Below are 18,984 nucleotides of genomic sequence, written 5' to 3'. Positions count from 1 at the left end.
GACAGGGGCACCACATGGGCGACGGTGCCCCGGCCGGGTCCGGACGTTGGTGTCCAACGCCCTGCACGACCCCGCCACCGGCTACCCTGGGCGGTCTCGGTGGCCCGGCAGCTCGGCCGCAGCGGCGTGCTCCTCACCTACGAGGGCCATGGGCACGGCAGCGTCACCAGCGGCCCGTGTATGCGGGACGCCGTGGACCGCTACCTGACCGACCTGGCAGTACCACCACGGGACAGCAGATGCCCCGCCGTACCCTCCCGGCAGCCTGCCGATGCGGCCCCGCCCGGAAGGCGGACCCAGTAGGAAGTCGTAGCCCGCTGCCCACAGACGCCGCCCCTGTGCGCGAGGTGCGTCAAGCGCGAAGACGAGCGCGACGCGGGGGGCGTCGTACAAGCGGCGGCCTCTTGACCTCCGTGGCCGTGGCCACTACTTTGCCGTGGACGCCGACCCATGACACCGAAAGGAGGCGACCAGCGGATGTACACCAGCTCTGATCTCGGTCGCCTCGCCCAGTGCACGGTCTGGGTTCCGGGTCGGATCGCGCACGGCTGCTGAGCACGCCGTTCTGATGTGCCCGTCGTGGCACATTCCGGGTTTCCCGCCATCATCTCCCGGCACGTCGCTGTCGCGTGCCGTTCCGCGCCCGCTTGTCCGACGTGGCGCGTCTGAACACAGAAAGCTGCCTGGAATTGGCGAACATGATGTATCGACCCATCACGCACCGGAACGAAGGTTTGTCATGGTAGGGGCACGGGTCACGGTCAATGGGAAAGAAGCACCGATCGCACCGGCCGCACCTCACACCACAGTGCTGGATTTTCTGCGCGAGCGTGGCCTCACCGGCACCAAGGAGGGCTGCGCCGAGGGTGAATGCGGCGCCTGTTCGGTCCTGGTGGCCCGTCCCGGGGTGAACAAGCCCACCGACTGGGTCGCGGTCAACGCCTGCCTGGTCCCGGTCGCGGCGCTCGACGGCCAGGAGATCGTCACCTCCGAGGGTCTCGCCACCGCCGGTGCACCCGGCACGCCTCCCACCCTGCACCCGGTGCAGGAGGAGATGGCGGTCCGCGGCGGCTCCCAATGCGGTTACTGCACACCGGGGTTCATCTGCAGCATGGCCGCCGAGTACTACCGGCCCGACCGCTGCGCGCACGCGGACCCGGCCGGCAGCACCGACGCCGAGCACGGCCCGAACGGTTTCGATCTGCACGCGCTGAGCGGAAACCTGTGCCGCTGCACCGGATACCGCCCGATTCGCGATGCCGCGTTCGCCGTTGGGGAACCCACCGAGGAGGACCCGCTGGCGCGTCGTCGCGAGCAGTCACCGCCCGCACCGGTCGCCACCGAATACGCCCAGGGCGACAGTGCGTTCCTGCGGAGGGACACCCTGGCCGAAACGCTGCGGTTGCTGCGCGAGCGGCCCGACGCGGTGGTGGTCGCCGGCTCCACCGACTGGGGCGTGGAGGTGAACATCCGCTCCCGCCGGGCGGATTGCGTGGTCGCGATCGACCGGCTTCCCGAATTGCGGGAACTGCGCGTCGAGGACGACCACATCGAAATCGGGGCGGCGCTGACGCTCACCGAGATCGAACGCCGCCTCGACGGCCGGGTCCCGCTGCTGGCGGAGCTGTTCCCGCAGTTCGCCTCCCGGCTCATTCGCAACGGTGCGACTCTTGGCGGCAACCTGGGTACCGGCTCCCCCATCGGTGACAGCCCGCCGGTGCTGCTCGCGCTGGAGGCGTCGGTGGTGCTCGCCGACGCCGACGGTGAGCGCGAGGTCCCGCTGGCGGACTACTTCACCGGCTACCGGCAGAGCGTGCGCCGTCCCGGCGAGCTGATCCGCGCGGTGCGCGTCCCGCTGCCGCTGTCACCGGTCACGGCCTTCCACAAGATCGCCAAGCGTCGTTTCGACGACATCTCCAGCGTGGCCGTCGGTTTCGCGCTCGACATCGAGGACGGGACCGTACGCAAGGCACGCATCGGCCTGGGCGGCGTGGCGGCCACCCCGATCCGCGCGCTCGCCACCGAGGCGGCCCTGGAGGGCGAGGCCTGGTCGGCGGAGACCGTCGAGGCCGCGGCCCGGGTGCTGCGGGGTGAGGGCACGCCGATGGACGACCACCGCGCCAGCGCCCTCTACCGTTCCGCGATGCTCGGCCAGAGCCTGTTGAAGCTGTACGCGCAGACCACCGAGGCGGTGTCGTCATGAGCCAGTTGTCCCAGCGTCCCGAGAAGCCCGTCGTCGGCCTCTCGATGCCGCACGAGAGCGCCGTCCAGCACGTCACCGGCACCGCGCTCTACACCGACGACCTGGTCCAGCGCACCAAGGACGTGCTGCACGCCTACCCGGTCCAGGTCATGAAGGCCCATGGCCGGATCACCGCGCTGCGCACCGAGCCCGCGCTCGCCGTCCCGGGTGTGGTCCGCGTGCTGACCGGTGCCGACGTGCCCGGTGTCAACGACGCCGGGATGAAGCACGACGAACCGCTGTTCCCCGACGAGGTCATGTTCCACGGCCACGCGGTCGCCTGGGTGCTCGGTGAGACCCTGGAGGCGGCCCGGCTCGGTGCGGCGGCCGTCGAGGTGGAGCTCGACGAACTGCCCTCCATCGTCACGCTGCGGGAAGCGATGGCGGCGGGCAGCTTCCACGGCGCCCGGCCCGTGATGCTGACCGGTGACGTCGACGCCGGCTTCGCCGACTCCGCGCACGTGTTCACCGGCGAGTTCCAGTTCTCCGATCAGGAACACTTCTACCTGGAGACGCACGCGGCACTGGCCCAGGTCGACGAGGCCGGGCAGGTGTTCGTCCAGAGCAGCACCCAGCACCCGTCGGAGACCCAGGAGATCGTCGCGCACGTGCTCGGTCTGCACAGCCACGAGGTGACCGTGCAGTGCCTGCGGATGGGTGGCGGCTTCGGCGGCAAGGAGATGCAGCCGCACGGGTTCGCGGCCGTCGCCGCGCTCGGCGCCACGCTGACCGGTCGGCCGGTCCGGGTGCGGCTCAACCGGACGCAGGACCTGACCATGTCCGGCAAGCGGCACGGATTCCACGCCCAGTGGAAGATCGGCTTCGATGCCGAAGGGCGCATCCAGGCCCTGGACGCCACCTTGACCGCGGACGGCGGCTGGAGCCTGGACCTGTCCGAGCCCGTCGTGGCCCGAGCGCTGTGCCACATCGACAACACGTACTGGATTCCCCACGCGCGCATCGCCGGTCGCATCGCCAGGACCAACAAGGTCTCCAACACCGCCTTCCGCGGCTTCGGCGGACCCCAGGGCATGCTGGTGATCGAGGACATCATGGGCCGGTGCGCGCCGCTGCTCGGCCTGGATCCGATGGAGCTGCGGGAGCGCAACTTCTACCGGAAGGGCCAGTGCACACCGTACGGACAGCCGGTCGTCCAGCCCGAACGGATCTCCGCCGTCTGGCAGCAGGTTCAGGACAACGCCGGCATCGCCGATCGCAAGCGCGAGATCGCCGCCTTCAATGCCGCTCACCCGCACACCAAGCGAGGACTCGCGGTCACCGCCCTCAAGTTCGGCATCTCCTTCAACCTCACCGCCTTCAACCAGGGCGGCGCGCTGGTGCTGATCTACAAGGACGGCTCCGTCCTGATCAACCACGGCGGCACCGAGATGGGCCAGGGGCTGCACACCAAGATGCTCCAGGTGGCCGCGACCACGCTGGGTATCCCGCCGCACAAGGTGCGGCTGGCCCCGACCCGGACCGACAAGGTGCCCAACACCTCCGCCACCGCCGCCAGTGCCGGGGCGGATCTCAACGGTGCGGCGGTGAAGAACGCCTGTGAGCAGTTGCGTGAACGGCTGCTTCAGGTGGCCGCCACCCAGTTGGGTACGAACGCCTCGGACGTGCGCATCGTCGAGGGCGTCGCGCGCGGCCTCGGCAGCGACAGGGAACTGGCCTGGGACGACCTGGTGCGCACCGCGTACTTCCAGCGTGTTCAGTTGTCGGCGGCCGGTTTCTACCGGACCGAGGGTCTGCACTGGGACGCGAAGGCGTTCAGGGGCTCGCCGTTCAAGTACTTCGCCCATGGCGCCGCCGCGGCCGAGGTGGAGGTGGACGGCTTCACCGGCGCGTACCGCATCCGGCGGGTGGACATCGTGCACGATGTCGGCGACAGCCTCTCCCCGATGATCGACATCGGTCAGGTCGAGGGTGGTTTCGTCCAGGGCGCGGGCTGGCTGACGCTTGAGGACATGCGCTGGGACGCCGGTGACGGGCCGAACCGCGGCCGGCTGCTGACGCAGGCCGCGAGCACGTACAAGCTGCCGAGCTTCTCGGAGATGCCCGAGGAGTTCAACGTCACGCTGCTGGAGAACGCCACCGAGGAGGGCGCGGTGTACGGGTCGAAGGCGGTGGGTGAGCCTCCGCTGATGCTGGCGTTCTCGGTACGGGAGGCGTTGCGGCAGGCCGCCGCCGCGTTCGGGCCGAGCGGGGTCTGCGTCGAGCTGGCCTCGCCCGCGACGCCGGAGGCGGTGTACTGGGCGATCGAAGCGGCCCGCAGTGGCGGCAGGGGCAGCGACATCCCCGCCGACGCAACCGCTTTGAGCAATGCCTGACATGACGTGGGTCGCCGCGGTCGCGCGGTTGCGAGCTCGCCGGGAACCCGGCGTGCTCGTGACCGTCGCGACCGTGCGCGGCCATGCCCCGCGCGACGCCGGTGCGAAGCTCGTCGTGGGCCGGACCGGGACGTGGGGCTCGATCGGTGGCGGCAACGTCGAGGCCGTCGCGATCGACCGGGCCCGGGAGATGATCGCCACGTCCGCGCCGGAGCCGGAGCTGATCGACTTCGCCCTGAACGACAAGGTGACCAACCGGCACGGCGTGCAGTGCTGCGGCGGCACGGTCTCGGTGCTGCTCGAACCGCTGCCGGTGGTACGGGCGGTGGCGATCTTCGGGGTCGGGCACGTCGGGCTGGAACTGGCGCGCATCCTGGCACGTCAGGACCTCGACCTCCATCTGGTCGACTCCCGGTCCGATCTCCTCACCCCGGAACGGCTCGACGTGCTGGCGGACGCGGTGGCGCAGGTGCACGTGCATCACACACCACTGCTGCCCGAGGAGGTGCTGGCGGAGTTGCCGCGCGGCACCCACATCCTGATCATGACCCATGACCACGCCGAGGACGCCGCTCTGTGCGACGCCGCCTTGCGCACAGCCCATCTCGGCTCCATCGGGCTGATCGGGTCGGCGGCCAAGTGGGGGCGCTTCCGCAAACTCCTCGCCGCCGAGGGCGGACACGAGGAGGCCGCCATCGACCGGATCAAGACCCCGATCGGGCTGCCCGACATCACCGGCAAGGAACCCGCGACCATTGCCGTGAGCGTCGCTGCCGACCTGCTCCGCACCTTCGAAACCGAGGGGAGCTGAGGCTCCGGCCCGATATCCGGTCTCAGCCACCGCAATTGCTCGGGCGGGGGATGAACGAGCGGACCGGGGCGGAGGTGTAGGCCTGGGCAAGCTCGATCAGGTGGGTCTTCTCTGCCGTGAGGGTCGTGGCGTGGTCCTGGCCCGGCTCCCTCTGGGTGAACGATTCTTCAGGGGACTGGCGCCAGGGGCGGCCCGCGAGTTTGGCGTGGCGGGCCTCCTTCACCACGCAGGCCAGGACGGTCGCGTCGGCCCGGGCGGGGGTGAGGCCCAGGGCGCTGACGTGGTCGCGGGCGAGCGGCGGGATTCCGGGTGGGACGTAGTGTTCGAGTTCCAGCATGGCATCCCGGATCTCGATGACCTTGCGGTAGGCGAGCACTCTGTGCGGGACCGGCGGCCAGAGGAGTTCGACGAGCCTCGTACGGCGCGTGGTCAGGACGACGTGAGGGACCGCGCCGGCCAGTTCGCGCCACAGGGGCCAGAGGCGCCACACCGTGCGGGCGTCGGCCAGGGCGCCTCGGGCCGAGACGGCGAGCGGGACGAGGATGGCCGCCGCACGGAAGAGGGCGTGCAGGTTGATCAGGAGCGGCAGGTACGGCAGGGTCCAGGTGACGTCCAGCGCGAGGCGGAGCAGGCGCCCGATCCAGAAGAGTGCGGCGAGCGCGGTTCCCGTGGCGAAAAGCCAGAGCGCCGCGGCGAGGGGGCGGTCGTCCGTGCGCAGCCCGTACCAGCAGCAGACGATCACGCAGATGATGTTGGCCACCACGTGGGTCGCGATGAGGATCAGCCAGTAGCCGAAAGAGGGCAAGGGGCCCCCGGCGGCGGTGATCGTGTGTGTGGGATGCGGTGGCGCGGAGAGGTCGACGAGCAGCAGGGTGGCCAGGATCGCGCCGATGGCGACGCAGAGGCCGATGCGGAGCCGGCGGCTGCCGCTGGGGGCGGACACGAAGTACAGCACCGCGCCGGCCGACACCACCCCGATCAGGTTCTTCATCAGGTCGACGATGTGGTCGGTGCCGACGAGGCCCATGACGAAGTGGGTGACGGCGGGCAGGTCCAGCGTCATCGCCATGCCCGCCGTGGTCACGGCCAGCCACAGGCCGCGCTGGTCCGCGTCGCGCAGGGACGGCGCGGAGCGGAGCAGTACGGCGAGGCAGAGGCAGAGACAGCTCGGGTACGTGAGCCATGCTCCGAAAGCGGTCAGCACCTGGGGTCCCCGACCCCGAGGGCCGCCCCCAGACTGGCGAGCGGACCGTGTCGTTCGCGCCGCAGCGGCTGGTCGGCGTGGGTGCGTATGAGGCTGGCGAGCAGTTCGGCCTCACGTTCCTGGAGGGCGGAGTAGTTGGTACGCCCGAGGAGGCGTCGTATCAGGCGCGGGTCGAGGTCGGGCAGGACCGCGCGCAGGTCGTCGTGGCCGCCGTCGGCTTGGTCCGTGACCGGATGGTGGTCGAAGAGCATGTGGCCGAACTCGTGCAGCACGATGTGTTCCTGATGGATCGTCGAGGTGTTCCGCTCGTAGAAGATGTGGTCGTCGGTGGCCGTCGCGAGCCACAGGCCGCAGGTGCCGGCCGCCGCGGCTTCGAGCGGCAGGGCGTGGAGGTGGAGCGGTCTTCCACGTTGGGCGGCGATGTGGTCGCAGAAGGTCGCGATGGAGAACGGGCGGGGAAGGCTGACCTGTTCGGCGAGCTCCCGACAGCGCCGGTGCAGGGTGAGGCGTCGCAGCATGTACCGTTCCTTGATGTCGGAGCCGAACGTGTCCTCCGTCACTCGGTCGCCGCTTGTCTTCCCTCTTCGGTTTCCTTGTTCTTCCCCTGAGGGTCGGCCTCGGGGAGGTTCTGCACCTTGCGGGCCTCGTTGACGATGGTCAGCAGGGAGTCGAGGCTCGCGGGCGAGAGACCCGAGGCCCGCATCGCCAGGTTGCGCACCTTGGCGTCCCTCAGGGCGGTGGCCAGGGCCAGTTGGGCCTTCACCCGCTGCGAGACCTCCTCGTTGAGGAAGTACTCGGGAGGGACTCCGAAGAACTGGGCGAGCACGTCGAGCTGTTCGAGGGTGATGTTGCGCTTCTTGCCCGTGGCGAGTTCCCACAGGTAGGTCCCCGAGATGGAGCCACCCGTGGTGGCACTGATCTCCTTGGCCAGACGGGCGTATCCCGGGCGGTGCTGCTCGTCGGGGTAGGCGGCGTGAATCAGTTCGGTGAGCCGTTGGTCGAACTTCTGCAGCAGCGGACGCGCTTCCTCATCGCGTGCCTGTTCTCTGCCCATCCGATACCTCCCTCCCGAAGCGTCTTCCGAGGACACAGGCCATGTGTATCCCCGTTCGCGGGAGCGGACAAGCATGATCCAGGACAACGAGGGAAACATGCTTGTCCGTCTCAGCGGACGTGTTGACGCTTCATCATGCGCTGACATAATCACGTTACGGGTACGGTCCAGCGCCCACTGCGGCGTCGCTCCATCCTCTCGAAAGGATCGCGATCGCATGAGGTACGCCTCTCCCCCGGTCCGCGCCCTTCACCCCTCACCCGCGATCCCCACGAGCCCGTCCGCCATGTGAGCCGGTATTCCTTCTCCCGTCCGCACGCTCCGTGCGGCGATGCGTGCGCCGCTCCGGCGTGTCCGCACGGGCGCTACCACTTCCCCGCTCCCTGCCAATCTCCCTGTCATCGATGACGAGCGTCCCTGGAGGCATTGATGTCCGCAGTATCGGATCAACGACAGGCATCGAGCTTTGACATCGACATACGTTCCCTGCTGCCGGCCGATTCGCCGCGATTCGCCCTCGACCACGCACACGTACGGGCACTGGCGGAAAGCGAGGCGGAGTTCCCGCCGATCCTGGTGCACCGGGCGACCCTGCGCGTCGTCGACGGCATGCACCGGTTACGGGCCACCGAGCTGCGCAACCGGCGCACCATCAGCGCGCGCTGGTTCGAGGGGGATGAACAGGCGGCCTTCCTGCTGGCGGTGGAGTCCAACGTGCGGCACGGACTCCCGCTCTCGCGCGACGAGCGCAAGCAGGCCGCGATGCGGATCTTACGCGCGCATCCCGACTGGTCCGACCGGAGCATCGCCGAGATGACCGGCTGGAACGCCACCGGCGTGGGGGCGCTGCGCCGGGACATGATGGACGCGGGCGCACGGCCCGGGGCACGCGTGGGCCGTGACGGCCGGGTCCGCCCCTCGAACACGGCCGAGGGACGCCGCGTGGCCGCCGAGGTGATCAGCCGGAACCCGGCGGCCTCGCTGCGGGAGATCGCGCGGCAGGCCGGCATCTCGGTGGGAACCGCACGTGACGTACGTCGCCGACTGGCCGACGGCCAGGAAGCCGTTCCCGCCGGCCGGCGCCCGGAGGGTCGCACGGGCACGGCGGCGGCCGGACCGGAGCAGGACCGTACGGAGCCTCGGCGCGTGCCCGATCTCGCGCGCCGCATCACCCTCTTCGACGCATTGCGCAACGATCCCTCGCTACGGCTCAACGAGAACGGGCGGCTGGTCCTGCACCGCCTGCGCACGCAACTGCGGACCACCGAGGAATGGAAGCTCCTCGCCCCCACGATCCCCCTGCACGGGCGGAAAGCCGTGGCGGACATCCTGTCCGCCTGCGCGGACGACCTCAAGGGAATGGCCCGCGAACTGCGCTGCGCCGAGGACTCCCTGGTCGGCTAGGGCTGTCAGCCGGCGCTGTCGGTCAGCGCCGCCCGTACGCGGTGCCGGGCCGGGCGAGGTCGTGGGCCACAGCGGTCACCCCATGGGCGACGGCGGTGACGACGAGCCGGCGGCCGACCCGCCACCGCCCGTGGAACGCGTGGAGCGGCCGCCCCTCGTCGTCGTGTCCGGTCCGCAGGAGGCGGGCGTGGAAGGTCTGCCGGTAGGGGTCGACGGCCACCTCCGCCTCGCGGAAGTCCAGCCAGGTCCGGGTGAGGGGGAACCAGGCCTTGTACACGGACTCCTTGGCGCTGAAGAACAGCCGGTCCCAGTGCAGCGCGGGATGGGCGTGGCGCAGCGCCGCCAGGTGGCCCCGTTCGCGCGGTGACGCGATACGGCGGAGGAGGCCCGGCGGCAGGGGCATGTGGGGTTCGGCATCGATGCCGAGGGCAGCGATGTCGATCCGCCGCGACACAGCGGCGGCCCGGTAGCCGTCGCAGTGGGTCATCGAGCCCACCACCCCCTCCGGCCACGTGGGCGCACCCCACTTACCCGGGACCATCGGTCCGGCCGGCCGGCCGAGGGAGGTGAGGGCGACGCGCGCACAGTGACGTACGGTGGCGAACTCGCCGCGTCTGCGGGCGGCCGCGCCGCTCAGCGCGGCGGCTTCCTCCGGGAAGAGCCAGGCATCGGGGACATCCCCGAACTCCTCGGCGCTCAGGGCTGCCGGGGGCAGGAGCCCGGTCAGGAGTGTGGCGATCACCGCTTCGCCTCTGACGGCTGCGCGCCCAGGGGCCGGGCGAGCTCGGCGGGCTCCGGCGGCGCCGCGTTCCACTGCTCGGCCACCTCCAGCAGATCCGCGTCGACCAGCCGGCGCGGATAGGCCCAGCGCAGCAGCGGTGCGGTCATGGCGGTGGTGACGAGGGCCATGACCACCATGAGTGAGTACAGGTCCGTGTCGAGCAGCCCCAGTTGCAGCCCGACACCGAGGATGATCAGCTCGGTGAGACCGCGGGTGTTCATGAGGACGCCCAGCGTCGTGGCCGACCGCCCGGACTGGCCGGCGACCCGGGCTCCGAGGTAGGCACCGCCGAACTTGCCGCCGATCGCCACGAGGAGGATCAGCCCCAGCTCGCCGAGTCCGTCACCGCCCACCGTCGTCAGGTCGACCTTCAGCCCCGCCACGGTGAAGTACGCCGGCAGCAGCATCCAGGTGATCGTCTCGAACCGGTCCGTGACCGCCGCACGCAGCCTCTCCGTGCCTTGGCGCGGCACGATCACGCCGGCGAGGAACGCGCCGAAGATGAAGTGGAGCCCGAACCACTCGCTCAGTGCCCCGGAGACGAGCAGCAGCACTGTCAGCACAGCGAGCAGCCCCGTGCCGAGCGGCCCCTGCTGCCCCGCTCCACGTTCGCCCCGCTCCGGTGCGGCCAGGAGCCTGCCGAGCAGCGGCCGTACCACGCCCACCATGGCCAGGGCGTACGGCACGACCAGCAGGACCTGCCAGGAGTTCTGGCTCCCCGTGAAGGTGAGCAGGGCCGCGAGCAGCAGCCAGGCGACCACGTCCCCGACGGCCGCGCTCGCCATCGCCAGCGCGCCGACCCGCGTGTGCTGGATGCCCCGGTCGGTGAGGATGCGAGCCAGGACCGGGAACGCCGTGATGGACATGGCCGCGCCGATGAACAGCAGGAAGCCGAGCCGGTGGCCCACCGCGTGGTCGTTCCACAGGTACAGCGCCAGCAGGACGCCGAGGCCGAAGGCGCAGACGATGGACCCGACCGACACCCCGACCGCGGCACGCCCGTTCCCGCGCAGCAGCCTGTGGTCGAGTTCGAGGCCGACGAGGAACATGAAGAGCGCGACTCCGAGGTTGCCGAGCGTGGTGAGCATCGGCCGGATGTCCAGGGGTAAGAGTGCTTCCGACAGGGCGCCGTGGAACAGGGTCGGGCCGAGCAGGATGCCGGCGAGGATCTCGCCGATGACCGCCGGCTGGCCGCACCGCCGCGCGAGGCGCCCGAGTATGTGCGCGAGCGCGAGTATCAACGCCAAACCGACCATGACGGTGGCCGTTTGGTGGGGGGTCATGAACACTCCTTCAGACTGGGCGGGCAGCGGTGACTATTCGTTAGACACGGTGATCCGGGCGTTGCTATGTTGAGGAACATGTCCAGTCCTGAGGCGGAAAGAAGCCTGCCACCGGTGATCCGGTGGCTGATCGCGTAACTCTTTGACGACCCTGCTCTCTTCGGCGTAGCCGCCGAGCAGTGCGTCGTGCGTCCGCCACGGATCAACCGCATCGCGAGATCGCGCCCGGAGGTCTCTCCCGGCCGTCTCCCACGCAACCGCATGCCCTTCGGTCGATGCGTTGCGTCTTCCTGATCTGCGATGTAGTTGGAGCTTCTTCATGCCTTTCGCCATCTACGTTCTCGGGCTGGCCGTCTTCGCCCAGGGAACGTCGGAATTCATGCTGTCCGGTCTGGTGCACGACATCGCCGCCGATCTCGGCGTGTCCATTCCGGCCGTCGGCTCGCTCACCTCGGCCTTCGCCGTCGGCATGATCGTCGGCGCGCCACTGGTCGCGATGCTGAGCCTGCGCTGGCCGCGCCGCCGGGCGCTGCTCGCCTTCCTCATCACCTTCCTCCTCGCGCACGTCGTCGGCGCCCTCACCGACAGCTTCGAGATCCTGTTCGTCACGCGGGTGGTCGCCGCGCTGGCCAACGCCGGCTTCCTCGCCGTGGGCCTGGCGACCGCGGCGAGCATGGCCGGTCCCCAGGCCAAAGGCCGGGCGACCTCGGTGCTGCTGAGCGGTGTGACCCTCGCCTGCATCGCCGGTGTGCCCCTCGGCGCCGTACTGAGTGAGTTCTGGGGCTGGCGCTCGGCGTTCTGGGGCGTCGCGCTGATCTCCACGCCCGCCGTCTTCGCGATCCTGTTGTCCGTGCCGGCCACGCCCGTCGACCCCGACGCGCCGAGCGTCCGCCACGAGCTGCGGGCGCTGCGCACGCCTCGGCTGGTCCTGACGCTGGTGCTCGGTGCGCTGGTCAACGGAGCGACGTTCTGCTCCTTCACGTACCTCACGCCCGTCATCACGAATGTCACGGGTCTGAGCACCGGGTGGGTGCCCGCCACGCTGGCGCTGTTCGGCATCGGGTCCTTCGTCGGGGTCAACCTGGGCGGTCGGCTGGCGGACAGCCGGCCCGGCCAGGTGCTGGCGGTCGGTGGCGTGGCGCTGCTGGCGGGGTGGCTGCTGTTCGCCGTCACGGCCGGCAACCCGGTCGTGGCCCTGGTCCTGGTGTTCCTCCAGGGGGCGCTCTCGTTCGGGGTGGGCTCCACCCTGATCTCGCAGGCCCTCTACACGGCCTCGGACGCGCCCACGCTGGCCGGTGGCTTCGCCACCGCCGCGCTGAACGTCGGCGCGGCGGCCGGCCCGGCCCTGGGCGGTGTCGCCCTGGGCGCGGACTTCGGCTTCCGCTCGCCGTTGGTGGTGAGCGCCCTGCTCGTGGCCGCCGCGCTGGTGCTGGGCGGCGTGGCCCGGGCGGTCGGCGCCGGCAACGGCGCCCCGGGCCGTCCGGCGGAGCGTCCGCTGGAGGCCCGTTCCTGACCGTCGCTCATGGCTCCCGGTGGCCCGTCCTCCGAGTGGGGGGCGGGCCGCCGGCCGTGAGCATGGTGGTCCTAGAGCAGCGAGAGGAAATGGGAGACCATCTCCGCAGACTGCTCGGGGTTCAGACGCGGGTCGCAGGTGGACCGGTAGTCCGTGAACCGCGGCTCCTCGTCACGCTCCGATACGCACTCGGTGACCGGGTCCGGGGTCAGTTCCAGGTGGAGGCCGGCGGGCCACTGGCCACGTCCCCGCAGCGCACGGGTGAACGAGGCGATCTCGGACCGCATCGGTTCGATCAGCCTGGTCTTGTGCCCGGACAGCCGCGTCCCGTTGCCGTGCATGGGGTCGCAGAGCCAGACGACCGGTGCGCCGTGGCGGGCCACCGCGTCGACGACCGGTGGCAGGAGCCGGTCCACGTCCTTGGCGCCGAAGCGGGCGATGAAGGTCAGCCGCCCGGGAACACCCTCGGGATTCAGCGTCCGGCTCAGGGCGACGGCGTCCTCCGGCGACACGGCCGGCCCCAGCTTCACCCCGATGGGGTTGTGCACGGCCTGCGCGAGGGCGACGTGGGCGCCATCGTGCCGCCGCGTCCGCTCGCCGATCCAGCCGAAGTGGGCGGACGCGCTGTGCGCACCGCGCGCGCCCTCGCGTACCAGGGGCCGCTCATAGGGCATGAGCAGCAGCTCGTGCGAGGTGTACACCCGTTCCAGGATCGGCCGTCCCGACCAGGAGCGGCGCAGCTCGTCGAGGACGAGCCGCGAGCACTCGTACGCGGTGCGGAGCCGGCGCGGTTCCGGCGTTCGCGCCACCGGGTCCCACTCGGGTTCGTTCACGGCGTCGCCGCAGTAACTGGGCATCCGCCGGCCCGAGTCCTCCGTCTCGAACGGCGAGGACCTCGGTTTGCCGTACTGGCCGGCGATCCGGCTGATGGCCACGGTGGGCGAACGGCTGCCGGCCCGCATGATCGCGGCGAGCCCCTGGAGGTTGTCCACCTTCTGCCGGACCAGTTCCGGTACGGCCTCGTGGAAGCGCTCGGCGCAGTCGCCGCCCTGGATGAGGAGCGCCGAGCCGCGGGCGACCAGGGCCATCCCGCGCGTCAGGTCGACGACCTCGTCCTCGGTGACGAGCGCGGGCAGTCCGGCCAGCTCCCGTTCCACCTCGTCGAGGGCCGCCTCGTCCGGCCAGTACGGCTGCTGTGCCGCCGGCCGCTGGGCCAAGGACGCGTGCGTCAAGGGCGCGTGCATCGTGGTCCCGTGCATTGTCGTCGTCCCGTGCATCGTGGTCTCCTCCGTGGTCCCGGGGGCGGGGGTCATCGTCGGTCACCGGCGTCCCGGGGCTCCCGGCTCATCACCAGGTCCTCGACCCGGCACATCTCGGTGATGATCGCGTCGTAGAGGTTCACCAGGAAGGTCTCGTCGAGGCCGTGGTCGGCCGCGTAGCGCGCGGCCCTCTCCTTGACCAGGTGGACCCGGCCGGGCTGCATCATCGGTACGCCGTGCCGGGACTTGTACCGGGCGATGCGCACGCCGCAGTCGATGCGGCGGCGCAGGGTGTCCAGGAGCGTGCCGTCGAGGAGGTCGAGTTCGGTGCGCAGCCGGTGCAGCTCGTCGTCCTGCTCGGTCATCGGTCCGTCTCGCCTCCGTCGTTCGTGCGGTGGATGGTGCGGAACAGCTCGTGGCACTGGCGCTGGTACGTGGTGAGTTCGGGTCCCATGAACCGCCGGAGCCGCTCGAACGCGGCGTCAAGGCCCTCGGCTCCCTCATGGCCTCCGTCGCCGTCACCGAGGGCGTCGCCGTCACCGTCATCGGCGGTGACGAGCGAGGCGAAGGCGCGCAGTGCGTCGGCGAGCGCTCGGCGCGCGTCGGCGGCGTGGGGGTTGGACCGCTGGATCTCCCCGTACACCTCGGGGCTGCCGCCGAGCACCCGGGCCAGCAGGGCGAGGAGGGTGAGGTGGGGCGGCGGTGCGGTCGCCGTCAGTGTGCGGATGTCCACACCCAGACGGGCGAGGGCGAGGCCGAACGAGACGATCACCGCGTGTGTCAGGGCCTGGGTGGCGGCGGTCGTGCGGTCGTGCTCCTCCGGCGTGAGCCGTACGGGTCTCCCGCCCCAGCGTTCGATGAGCCGCAGGAGGGCGGCCACGCCGGGCCCTTCCCTCGTGACCACGGTGGCGACGGGCCGGCCGGCCATGCCGGCGGCGGGGGCGAACATGGGGTTCAGGCCGACGTGCTCGATGCCGGGGGCGTGGGCCGCGAGTTCCTCGGCCATGCCGGCCTTGACGGAGAGTGTGTCGGCGAGCAGCGCGTCCGGTCGCATGAGCCGGGTCACCGGGCCCACGGCCTTGAGGGCCACCGCCTCGTGGACGGCGAGCAGGACGAGGTCCGCGCGGGCGAGGGCGGCCGACAGCTCGGGCCCGGGGGCGGTGATGTCGGCCACGAGGCAGGTGCCGCGCTCCTCGGGGGGCGGTGCGATGTCGACGACGAGCGTCCGGCTGCCCGCGTCCCGCAGCAGGCCGGCGAACATGCCGCCCACCGCTCCGCTCCCGCCGACGACGACGCTCCGGCCGAAGCCGCTCATCGCGCACCGGCCACGGAGATGCCGTCGAGGGCGGACAGCATGGCGCGCGCCTTCACGACGGTCTCGGTGAACTCCTCCTGGTGGTCGGAGAGGGCCACGATCGCCCCGCCGACGCCGAACTCGGCCCGGCCCTCGGTCAGCACGATGGTGCGGATGACGATGCTGAGGTCGGCGGCGCCGCTCAGGGAGAACCAGCCGAGCGCGCCGGAGTAGACGCCCCTGGGCCCTTCCTCCAGCCGGTCGATGATCTCCATGGTGCGTTTCTTGGGCGCACCGGTCATGGAGCCGCCGGGGAAGGCCGCGCGGACACAGGCGGCGGCGCTCGTACCGGGCCGCAGCCTGCCTCGTATCGTCGACACCATCTGGTGCACGGGCGCGTAGGTCTCCACGTCGAAGAGCCGGGGCACGTGCACCGAGCCGATCGTGCAGACGCTGTTGAGGTCGTTGCGCACCAGGTCGACGATCATCAGGTTCTCGGCCCGGTCCTTCTCGCGGGCGGCCAGGTCCGTCCGGAGCCGTTCGTCCTCCTCGGCCGTGCCGCCCCGGGGCCGGGTCCCCTTGATGGGCTTGGACTCGACGCCGCCGTCCGCGCCGATGGTGAGGAACCGCTCGGGCGACGCGCTGAGCACCGAGAGCTCCGGGAACTCCAGCAGGGCGCCGTACGGGACCGGGCTGATGGCGCGCAGCGCGGAGTAGAGCGGCAGGGCCGCCGCATCCGTCGGCGCCGTGACCATGTTGGTCAGGCAGATCTCGTACGACTCGCCGTTGCGGATCTCCTTGAGGCACTCGTCGATGCGCTTGAGGTACGCGTCCCTGTCGTGGCGTGGCCGTGCGACGGGGCCGAAGCCGGCCGGCGCCTCGGGGGTGCCGAACGGGACGGCGGGGGTCCGCTCCGCCGGGGCGTCGGCGGCCAGCTCGGTGAGGCGGCCGGCCATGTCGCGCAGCCAGGCCCGGGCCCCGTTGTCCTCGCCGGGGCGGTCGAGGGCCAGCAGGTAGCAGCAGCGGTCCTGGTGGTCGAGCGCGATCAGCCGGTCGGTGAAGAGGAGTGCGGCGTCGGGGTGCGGGGACTGGTGGGCCGGTTCACCGATCGTCTCGGCCTTCAGTTCGTAGCCGAGATAGCCGGTGTAGCCGAGGTTGAACTCGAACGGCAGGCCGGGAGGGGTGGGTACGCGCCGGCGGTCGAGCTGTTCCTCCAGGTACGTGAAGAAGGGCTGCCGAGTCTCCGTGGTCCTCCCGTCGGAGTGGCGGACGGACACGACGCCGTCGGTCACCCGGTAGGTGACGTACTCGGCGAGCGGGCCGCGGTCGTCACCGAGGAAGGAGAAGCGCGCGGCGCCTTCGAGGACGGCGCTGCTGTCCAGCCAGAACGCGGCGCCGGTGGGGGCCAGGCAGGTACGGCGCACCTCCTCGGCGTCCGGCAGCACGTCGACGCGCCGCACGTGGACCTCGTACGGGGCGGCCGGTGTGCTCCGCCGTGCGCGGTGGTGGGCGAGGGCGAGGTCACGGAAGTTGGCGAGCAGCTCCCGGCCGAAGTCGCTGCTGACCGACTCGGGATGGAACTGGACGCCCCACAGGGGCATGTCGCGGTGCCGCAGCCCCATGACGACGCCGTCGTCGCTCCAGGCGATGGGTTCCAGCTCGTCGGGGAGGTCGCCGGTGGCCAGGGAGTGGTAGCGGACGGCGGAGAACGGCGAGGGCAGTCCTCGGAAGACGTCCACGCCGGTGTGCCGCACCTCGGAGACCCGGCCGTGCATCGGCTCAGGGGCGAGGCCGACGGTTCCGCCGAAGAGCTGGGCGATGCCCTGGTGGCCGAGGCAGACGCCGAGGACGGGCAGACCGCTGTCCATGATCGCCTGCCGGCTGATCCCGAAGTCCCTGGCCCGGTCCGGGCTGCCGGGCCCCGGCGACACGACGATCGCGTCGAAGTCCTCGACGGGCAGTTGCGACCAGTCGGCGTCGTTGGGCACGACGACGGGCGGCTGACCGGTCGCCTCGCCGATGTACTGGAAAAGGTTGTAGGTGAACGAGTCGTAGTTGTCGATCAGGAGCGTGCGCATGGTGGGGCACCTTGTCTCGAGGGGCACGTCGAAGGGTGCTTCGCGGGGCCGGGGACGCGGCCGCCGGAGCCGCCGGGGCGGGACGGGGGCGGACGCCGGGGCCGGGGCGCGTTCAGAGGCGCAGCGTCCGCCGCAGGTGCAGCCGCTCGGCGGTCCCGCCCTTGTCCCGGACGTGCCGCACCAGCAGGTCGCTGCCCACGATGGCGGGATGGCTCTCGTCGTAGTCGATGGCCATCACGACGCCCATCCACGGTTCGAGACCCATCGCGTAGACGTAGACCTCGTCGGGCTCCAGGGCGTCGACGATCTCCTTCGCCTGGGGGAAGTTGGAGCCGTTGAGCCGGCGGCTCTGGTCGCTGCGCCGGTCCAGCGGCTCGCCGTACAGCGGGCCGTAGATCCAGCTCGCCGCGGCGCCGGTGCTCTCCATGCCGATGAAGACGGTGTCGACCCGGCCGATCAGCTCGGCCACCTTCGCGTACATCGTCGGCGAGATGTTCGTGGAGTCGGCGGCGAACAGCACCGAGCGCTCGCCGAACCGGAGCAGCCAGCCGGTCTTGCTGCGGATCCGCAGGTCGCCGTGTTCCCCGAGGAAGGGCAGTGCGACGACCTCGGCGGAGCCGCAGCGCAGCGTGTCCAGGTCGTCGACCTCGACGACGTCGGTGAAGCCCAGCCGTCGCAGGATGCCGCCGAGTCCGGGGTCCACCAGGCTGGCGTTGGAGGACTTGGGGATCAGGACCCGGCCCACCCGGTGCCGGATCCGGAGCAGGGTCTCGAACAGCATGTGGTCCTGGTGGTTGTGGGTGATGAGCAGGTAGTCGACGCGCTCCGGCAGGTCGGCGAAGGTGAACCGGTTCTCCGCCCCGCCGGGGTAGCCGCCGTAGCTCAGCACCGGGTCCACGAGGAAGGTCGTGCCCCGGTGGCGGGCGAACACACAGGCGTGGCCGACGTATTCGAGCACGTCCTCGTCGTCGGACGGGGTCGCGGCCGGTTCCGGGGCGGACGAGGGGGTGGGCTCGAAGTACGAGGTGAACAGCGCGGCCCGCTCACCCGTGAGGCCCAGCTTCGCGGCGAGTCCCGCGAGTTCCGCTTCGGTGAGGCCGCCGCGGAAGACGGTGTCGAGCAGCGGGGAGTTCAGGGGGACGTCGACCAGCAGGTGTTCCGGGGTGTACTCCAGCATCGGTGTCGTGAGCGCGAACTCGCGGGCGTCCTGTTCGACCGGTCCGAACCGCACCTGCTGCCATGACTCGTCGTAGTACTCGGACGCGTACATCAGCGGTTCGATGAAGCGGTAGTCGGGCGTGCGGTTGTCCCTGCCGTAGAAGACCTCCACGCGCCCGGAGAGCGCCGGCGGCAGCTCCTGGTAGACGGGGTCGAGGGACTCGCCGTGGTGGCGGGGCAGGATGTCCTCCTCCACCTGCCGTATCGCCTCGAAGAGTTCGCCGAGCCGCTCCCGTCGCGGAGCCGTTTCCCGGTACCAGGCCTCGATCGCGTCACGGTGCTCGTGGGCGTGGATCCAGGGGCCGCCGTGCATCCGGCGCTGCCGGACGGCCGCCGCGTGGACCTGCGGGTTTTCGAGGTAGCTCTCGACGATGGGGGTGAATCGGTTGCGGACGAAACGGGCGAGGGTCTGCGGCGGCAGCAGGTACGACCAGCCGTACCAGCCGGCGATGACCGGCTCGACCGCGATGTTCTGACGTAACGAGTAGCGCATGTCGGCAACGGCTCCGT

General features: G+C 70.9%; 15 protein-coding genes and 1 pseudogene. 6 read left to right on the top strand and 10 right to left on the bottom strand.

Going from position 1 to position 18,984, the window contains the following annotated elements:
* Positions 1-46: 46 nt before the first annotated feature.
* The 4 genes and pseudogenes from AB0J57_RS27285 to xdhC form a co-directional block, all read left to right on the top strand.
* Positions 47-303: pseudogene (locus AB0J57_RS27285) on the top strand (alpha/beta hydrolase); the annotation flags it as partial.
* A 436-nt stretch (positions 304-739) separates the two neighbouring features.
* Entirely contained in the window at positions 740-2,203 is a 1,464-nt protein-coding gene (locus AB0J57_RS27280; protein WP_366130935.1) for an FAD binding domain-containing protein, read from the top strand.
* Positions 2,200-4,575 (top strand): xanthine dehydrogenase molybdopterin binding subunit, encoded by a 2,376-nt coding sequence (gene xdhB, locus AB0J57_RS27275; protein WP_366130934.1) that lies wholly within the window; start codon positions 2,200-2,202, stop codon positions 4,573-4,575. The genes AB0J57_RS27280 and xdhB overlap by 4 nt, the downstream gene beginning before the upstream one ends.
* 1 nt (position 4,576) lies before the next feature.
* A complete protein-coding gene (gene xdhC / locus AB0J57_RS27270) occupies positions 4,577-5,386 on the top strand; it encodes a xanthine dehydrogenase accessory protein XdhC (RefSeq protein ID WP_366130933.1) in 810 nt (269 codons plus the stop codon).
* Positions 5,387-5,408: 22 nt separating this feature from the next.
* Here the strand turns inward: xdhC and AB0J57_RS27265 are convergent, their stop codons facing one another.
* Genes AB0J57_RS27265 through AB0J57_RS27255 form a run of 3 tightly spaced genes read right to left on the bottom strand, consistent with a single transcriptional unit; the run spans position 5,409 to position 7,644 of the window.
* A complete protein-coding gene (locus AB0J57_RS27265) occupies positions 5,409-6,590 on the bottom strand; it encodes an MAB_1171c family putative transporter (protein WP_366130932.1) in 1,182 nt (393 codons plus the stop codon).
* Complete coding sequence (locus AB0J57_RS27260; RefSeq protein WP_366130931.1) at positions 6,584-7,150, bottom strand: hypothetical protein; 567 nt, start codon at positions 7,148-7,150, stop codon at positions 6,584-6,586. The genes AB0J57_RS27265 and AB0J57_RS27260 overlap by 7 nt, the downstream gene beginning before the upstream one ends.
* On the bottom strand, positions 7,147-7,644 hold the full coding sequence (locus AB0J57_RS27255; protein ID WP_366130930.1) for a hypothetical protein: 498 nt from the start codon (positions 7,642-7,644) through the stop codon (positions 7,147-7,149). The genes AB0J57_RS27260 and AB0J57_RS27255 overlap by 4 nt, the downstream gene beginning before the upstream one ends.
* A 429-nt stretch (positions 7,645-8,073) precedes the next feature.
* Here AB0J57_RS27255 and AB0J57_RS27250 point away from each other — a divergent pair, with 429 nt between their 5' ends.
* Positions 8,074-9,048 (top strand): ParB/RepB/Spo0J family partition protein, encoded by a 975-nt coding sequence (locus AB0J57_RS27250; RefSeq protein WP_366130929.1) that lies wholly within the window; start codon positions 8,074-8,076, stop codon positions 9,046-9,048.
* A 22-nt stretch (positions 9,049-9,070) separates the two neighbouring features.
* On the opposite strand, the gene AB0J57_RS27245 is transcribed toward AB0J57_RS27250, so the two are convergent.
* Positions 9,071-9,790: a 4'-phosphopantetheinyl transferase superfamily protein gene (locus tag AB0J57_RS27245; RefSeq protein WP_366130928.1), complete on the bottom strand. Its 720-nt coding sequence runs from the start codon at positions 9,788-9,790 to the stop codon at positions 9,071-9,073.
* Positions 9,787-11,112 carry a cation:proton antiporter gene (locus tag AB0J57_RS27240; protein WP_366130927.1) on the bottom strand — a complete coding sequence of 442 codons (1,326 nt, stop codon included), beginning with the start codon at positions 11,110-11,112 and terminating at the stop codon, positions 9,787-9,789. The genes AB0J57_RS27245 and AB0J57_RS27240 overlap by 4 nt, the downstream gene beginning before the upstream one ends.
* Positions 11,113-11,431: 319 nt before the next feature.
* Between AB0J57_RS27240 and AB0J57_RS27235 the strand changes: the two genes are divergently transcribed.
* Positions 11,432-12,625 (top strand): Cmx/CmrA family chloramphenicol efflux MFS transporter, encoded by a 1,194-nt coding sequence (locus tag AB0J57_RS27235; protein WP_366130926.1) that lies wholly within the window; start codon positions 11,432-11,434, stop codon positions 12,623-12,625.
* 71 nt (positions 12,626-12,696) lie between these two features.
* Here AB0J57_RS27235 and AB0J57_RS27230 read toward each other — a convergent pair whose 3' ends face one another.
* The 5 genes from AB0J57_RS27230 to AB0J57_RS27210 all read right to left on the bottom strand — a co-directional run bounded on the left by AB0J57_RS27230 (position 12,697) and on the right by AB0J57_RS27210 (position 18,967).
* Complete coding sequence (locus AB0J57_RS27230; protein WP_366130925.1) at positions 12,697-13,857, bottom strand: 3-deoxy-7-phosphoheptulonate synthase; 1,161 nt, start codon at positions 13,855-13,857, stop codon at positions 12,697-12,699.
* Positions 13,858-13,934: 77 nt separating this feature from the next.
* Positions 13,935-14,249, bottom strand: a complete 315-nt coding sequence (cmlD, locus tag AB0J57_RS27225; protein ID WP_366130924.1) for a 4-amino-4-deoxychorismate mutase CmlD — start codon at positions 14,247-14,249, stop codon at positions 13,935-13,937.
* Positions 14,246-15,199, bottom strand: coding sequence for a prephenate dehydrogenase/arogenate dehydrogenase family protein (locus tag AB0J57_RS27220; RefSeq protein ID WP_366130923.1), 954 nt, complete (start codon positions 15,197-15,199; stop codon positions 14,246-14,248). The genes cmlD and AB0J57_RS27220 overlap by 4 nt, the downstream gene beginning before the upstream one ends.
* On the bottom strand, positions 15,196-17,256 hold the full coding sequence (gene pabB, locus AB0J57_RS27215; RefSeq protein WP_366130922.1) for an aminodeoxychorismate synthase component I: 2,061 nt from the start codon (positions 17,254-17,256) through the stop codon (positions 15,196-15,198). Before pabB ends, AB0J57_RS27220 begins: the two co-directional genes overlap by 4 nt.
* Before the next feature lie 112 nt (positions 17,257-17,368).
* A complete protein-coding gene (locus AB0J57_RS27210) occupies positions 17,369-18,967 on the bottom strand; it encodes an MBL fold metallo-hydrolase (RefSeq protein WP_366130921.1) in 1,599 nt (532 codons plus the stop codon).
* Positions 18,968-18,984 lie beyond the last annotated feature (17 nt).

Origin of the sequence: Streptomyces sp. NPDC049837 (genome assembly GCF_040674455.1) — a bacterium.
GTDB lineage: Bacteria > Actinomycetota > Actinomycetes > Streptomycetales > Streptomycetaceae > Streptomyces.
This window is presented reverse-complemented; position numbering and strand designations above follow the sequence as displayed.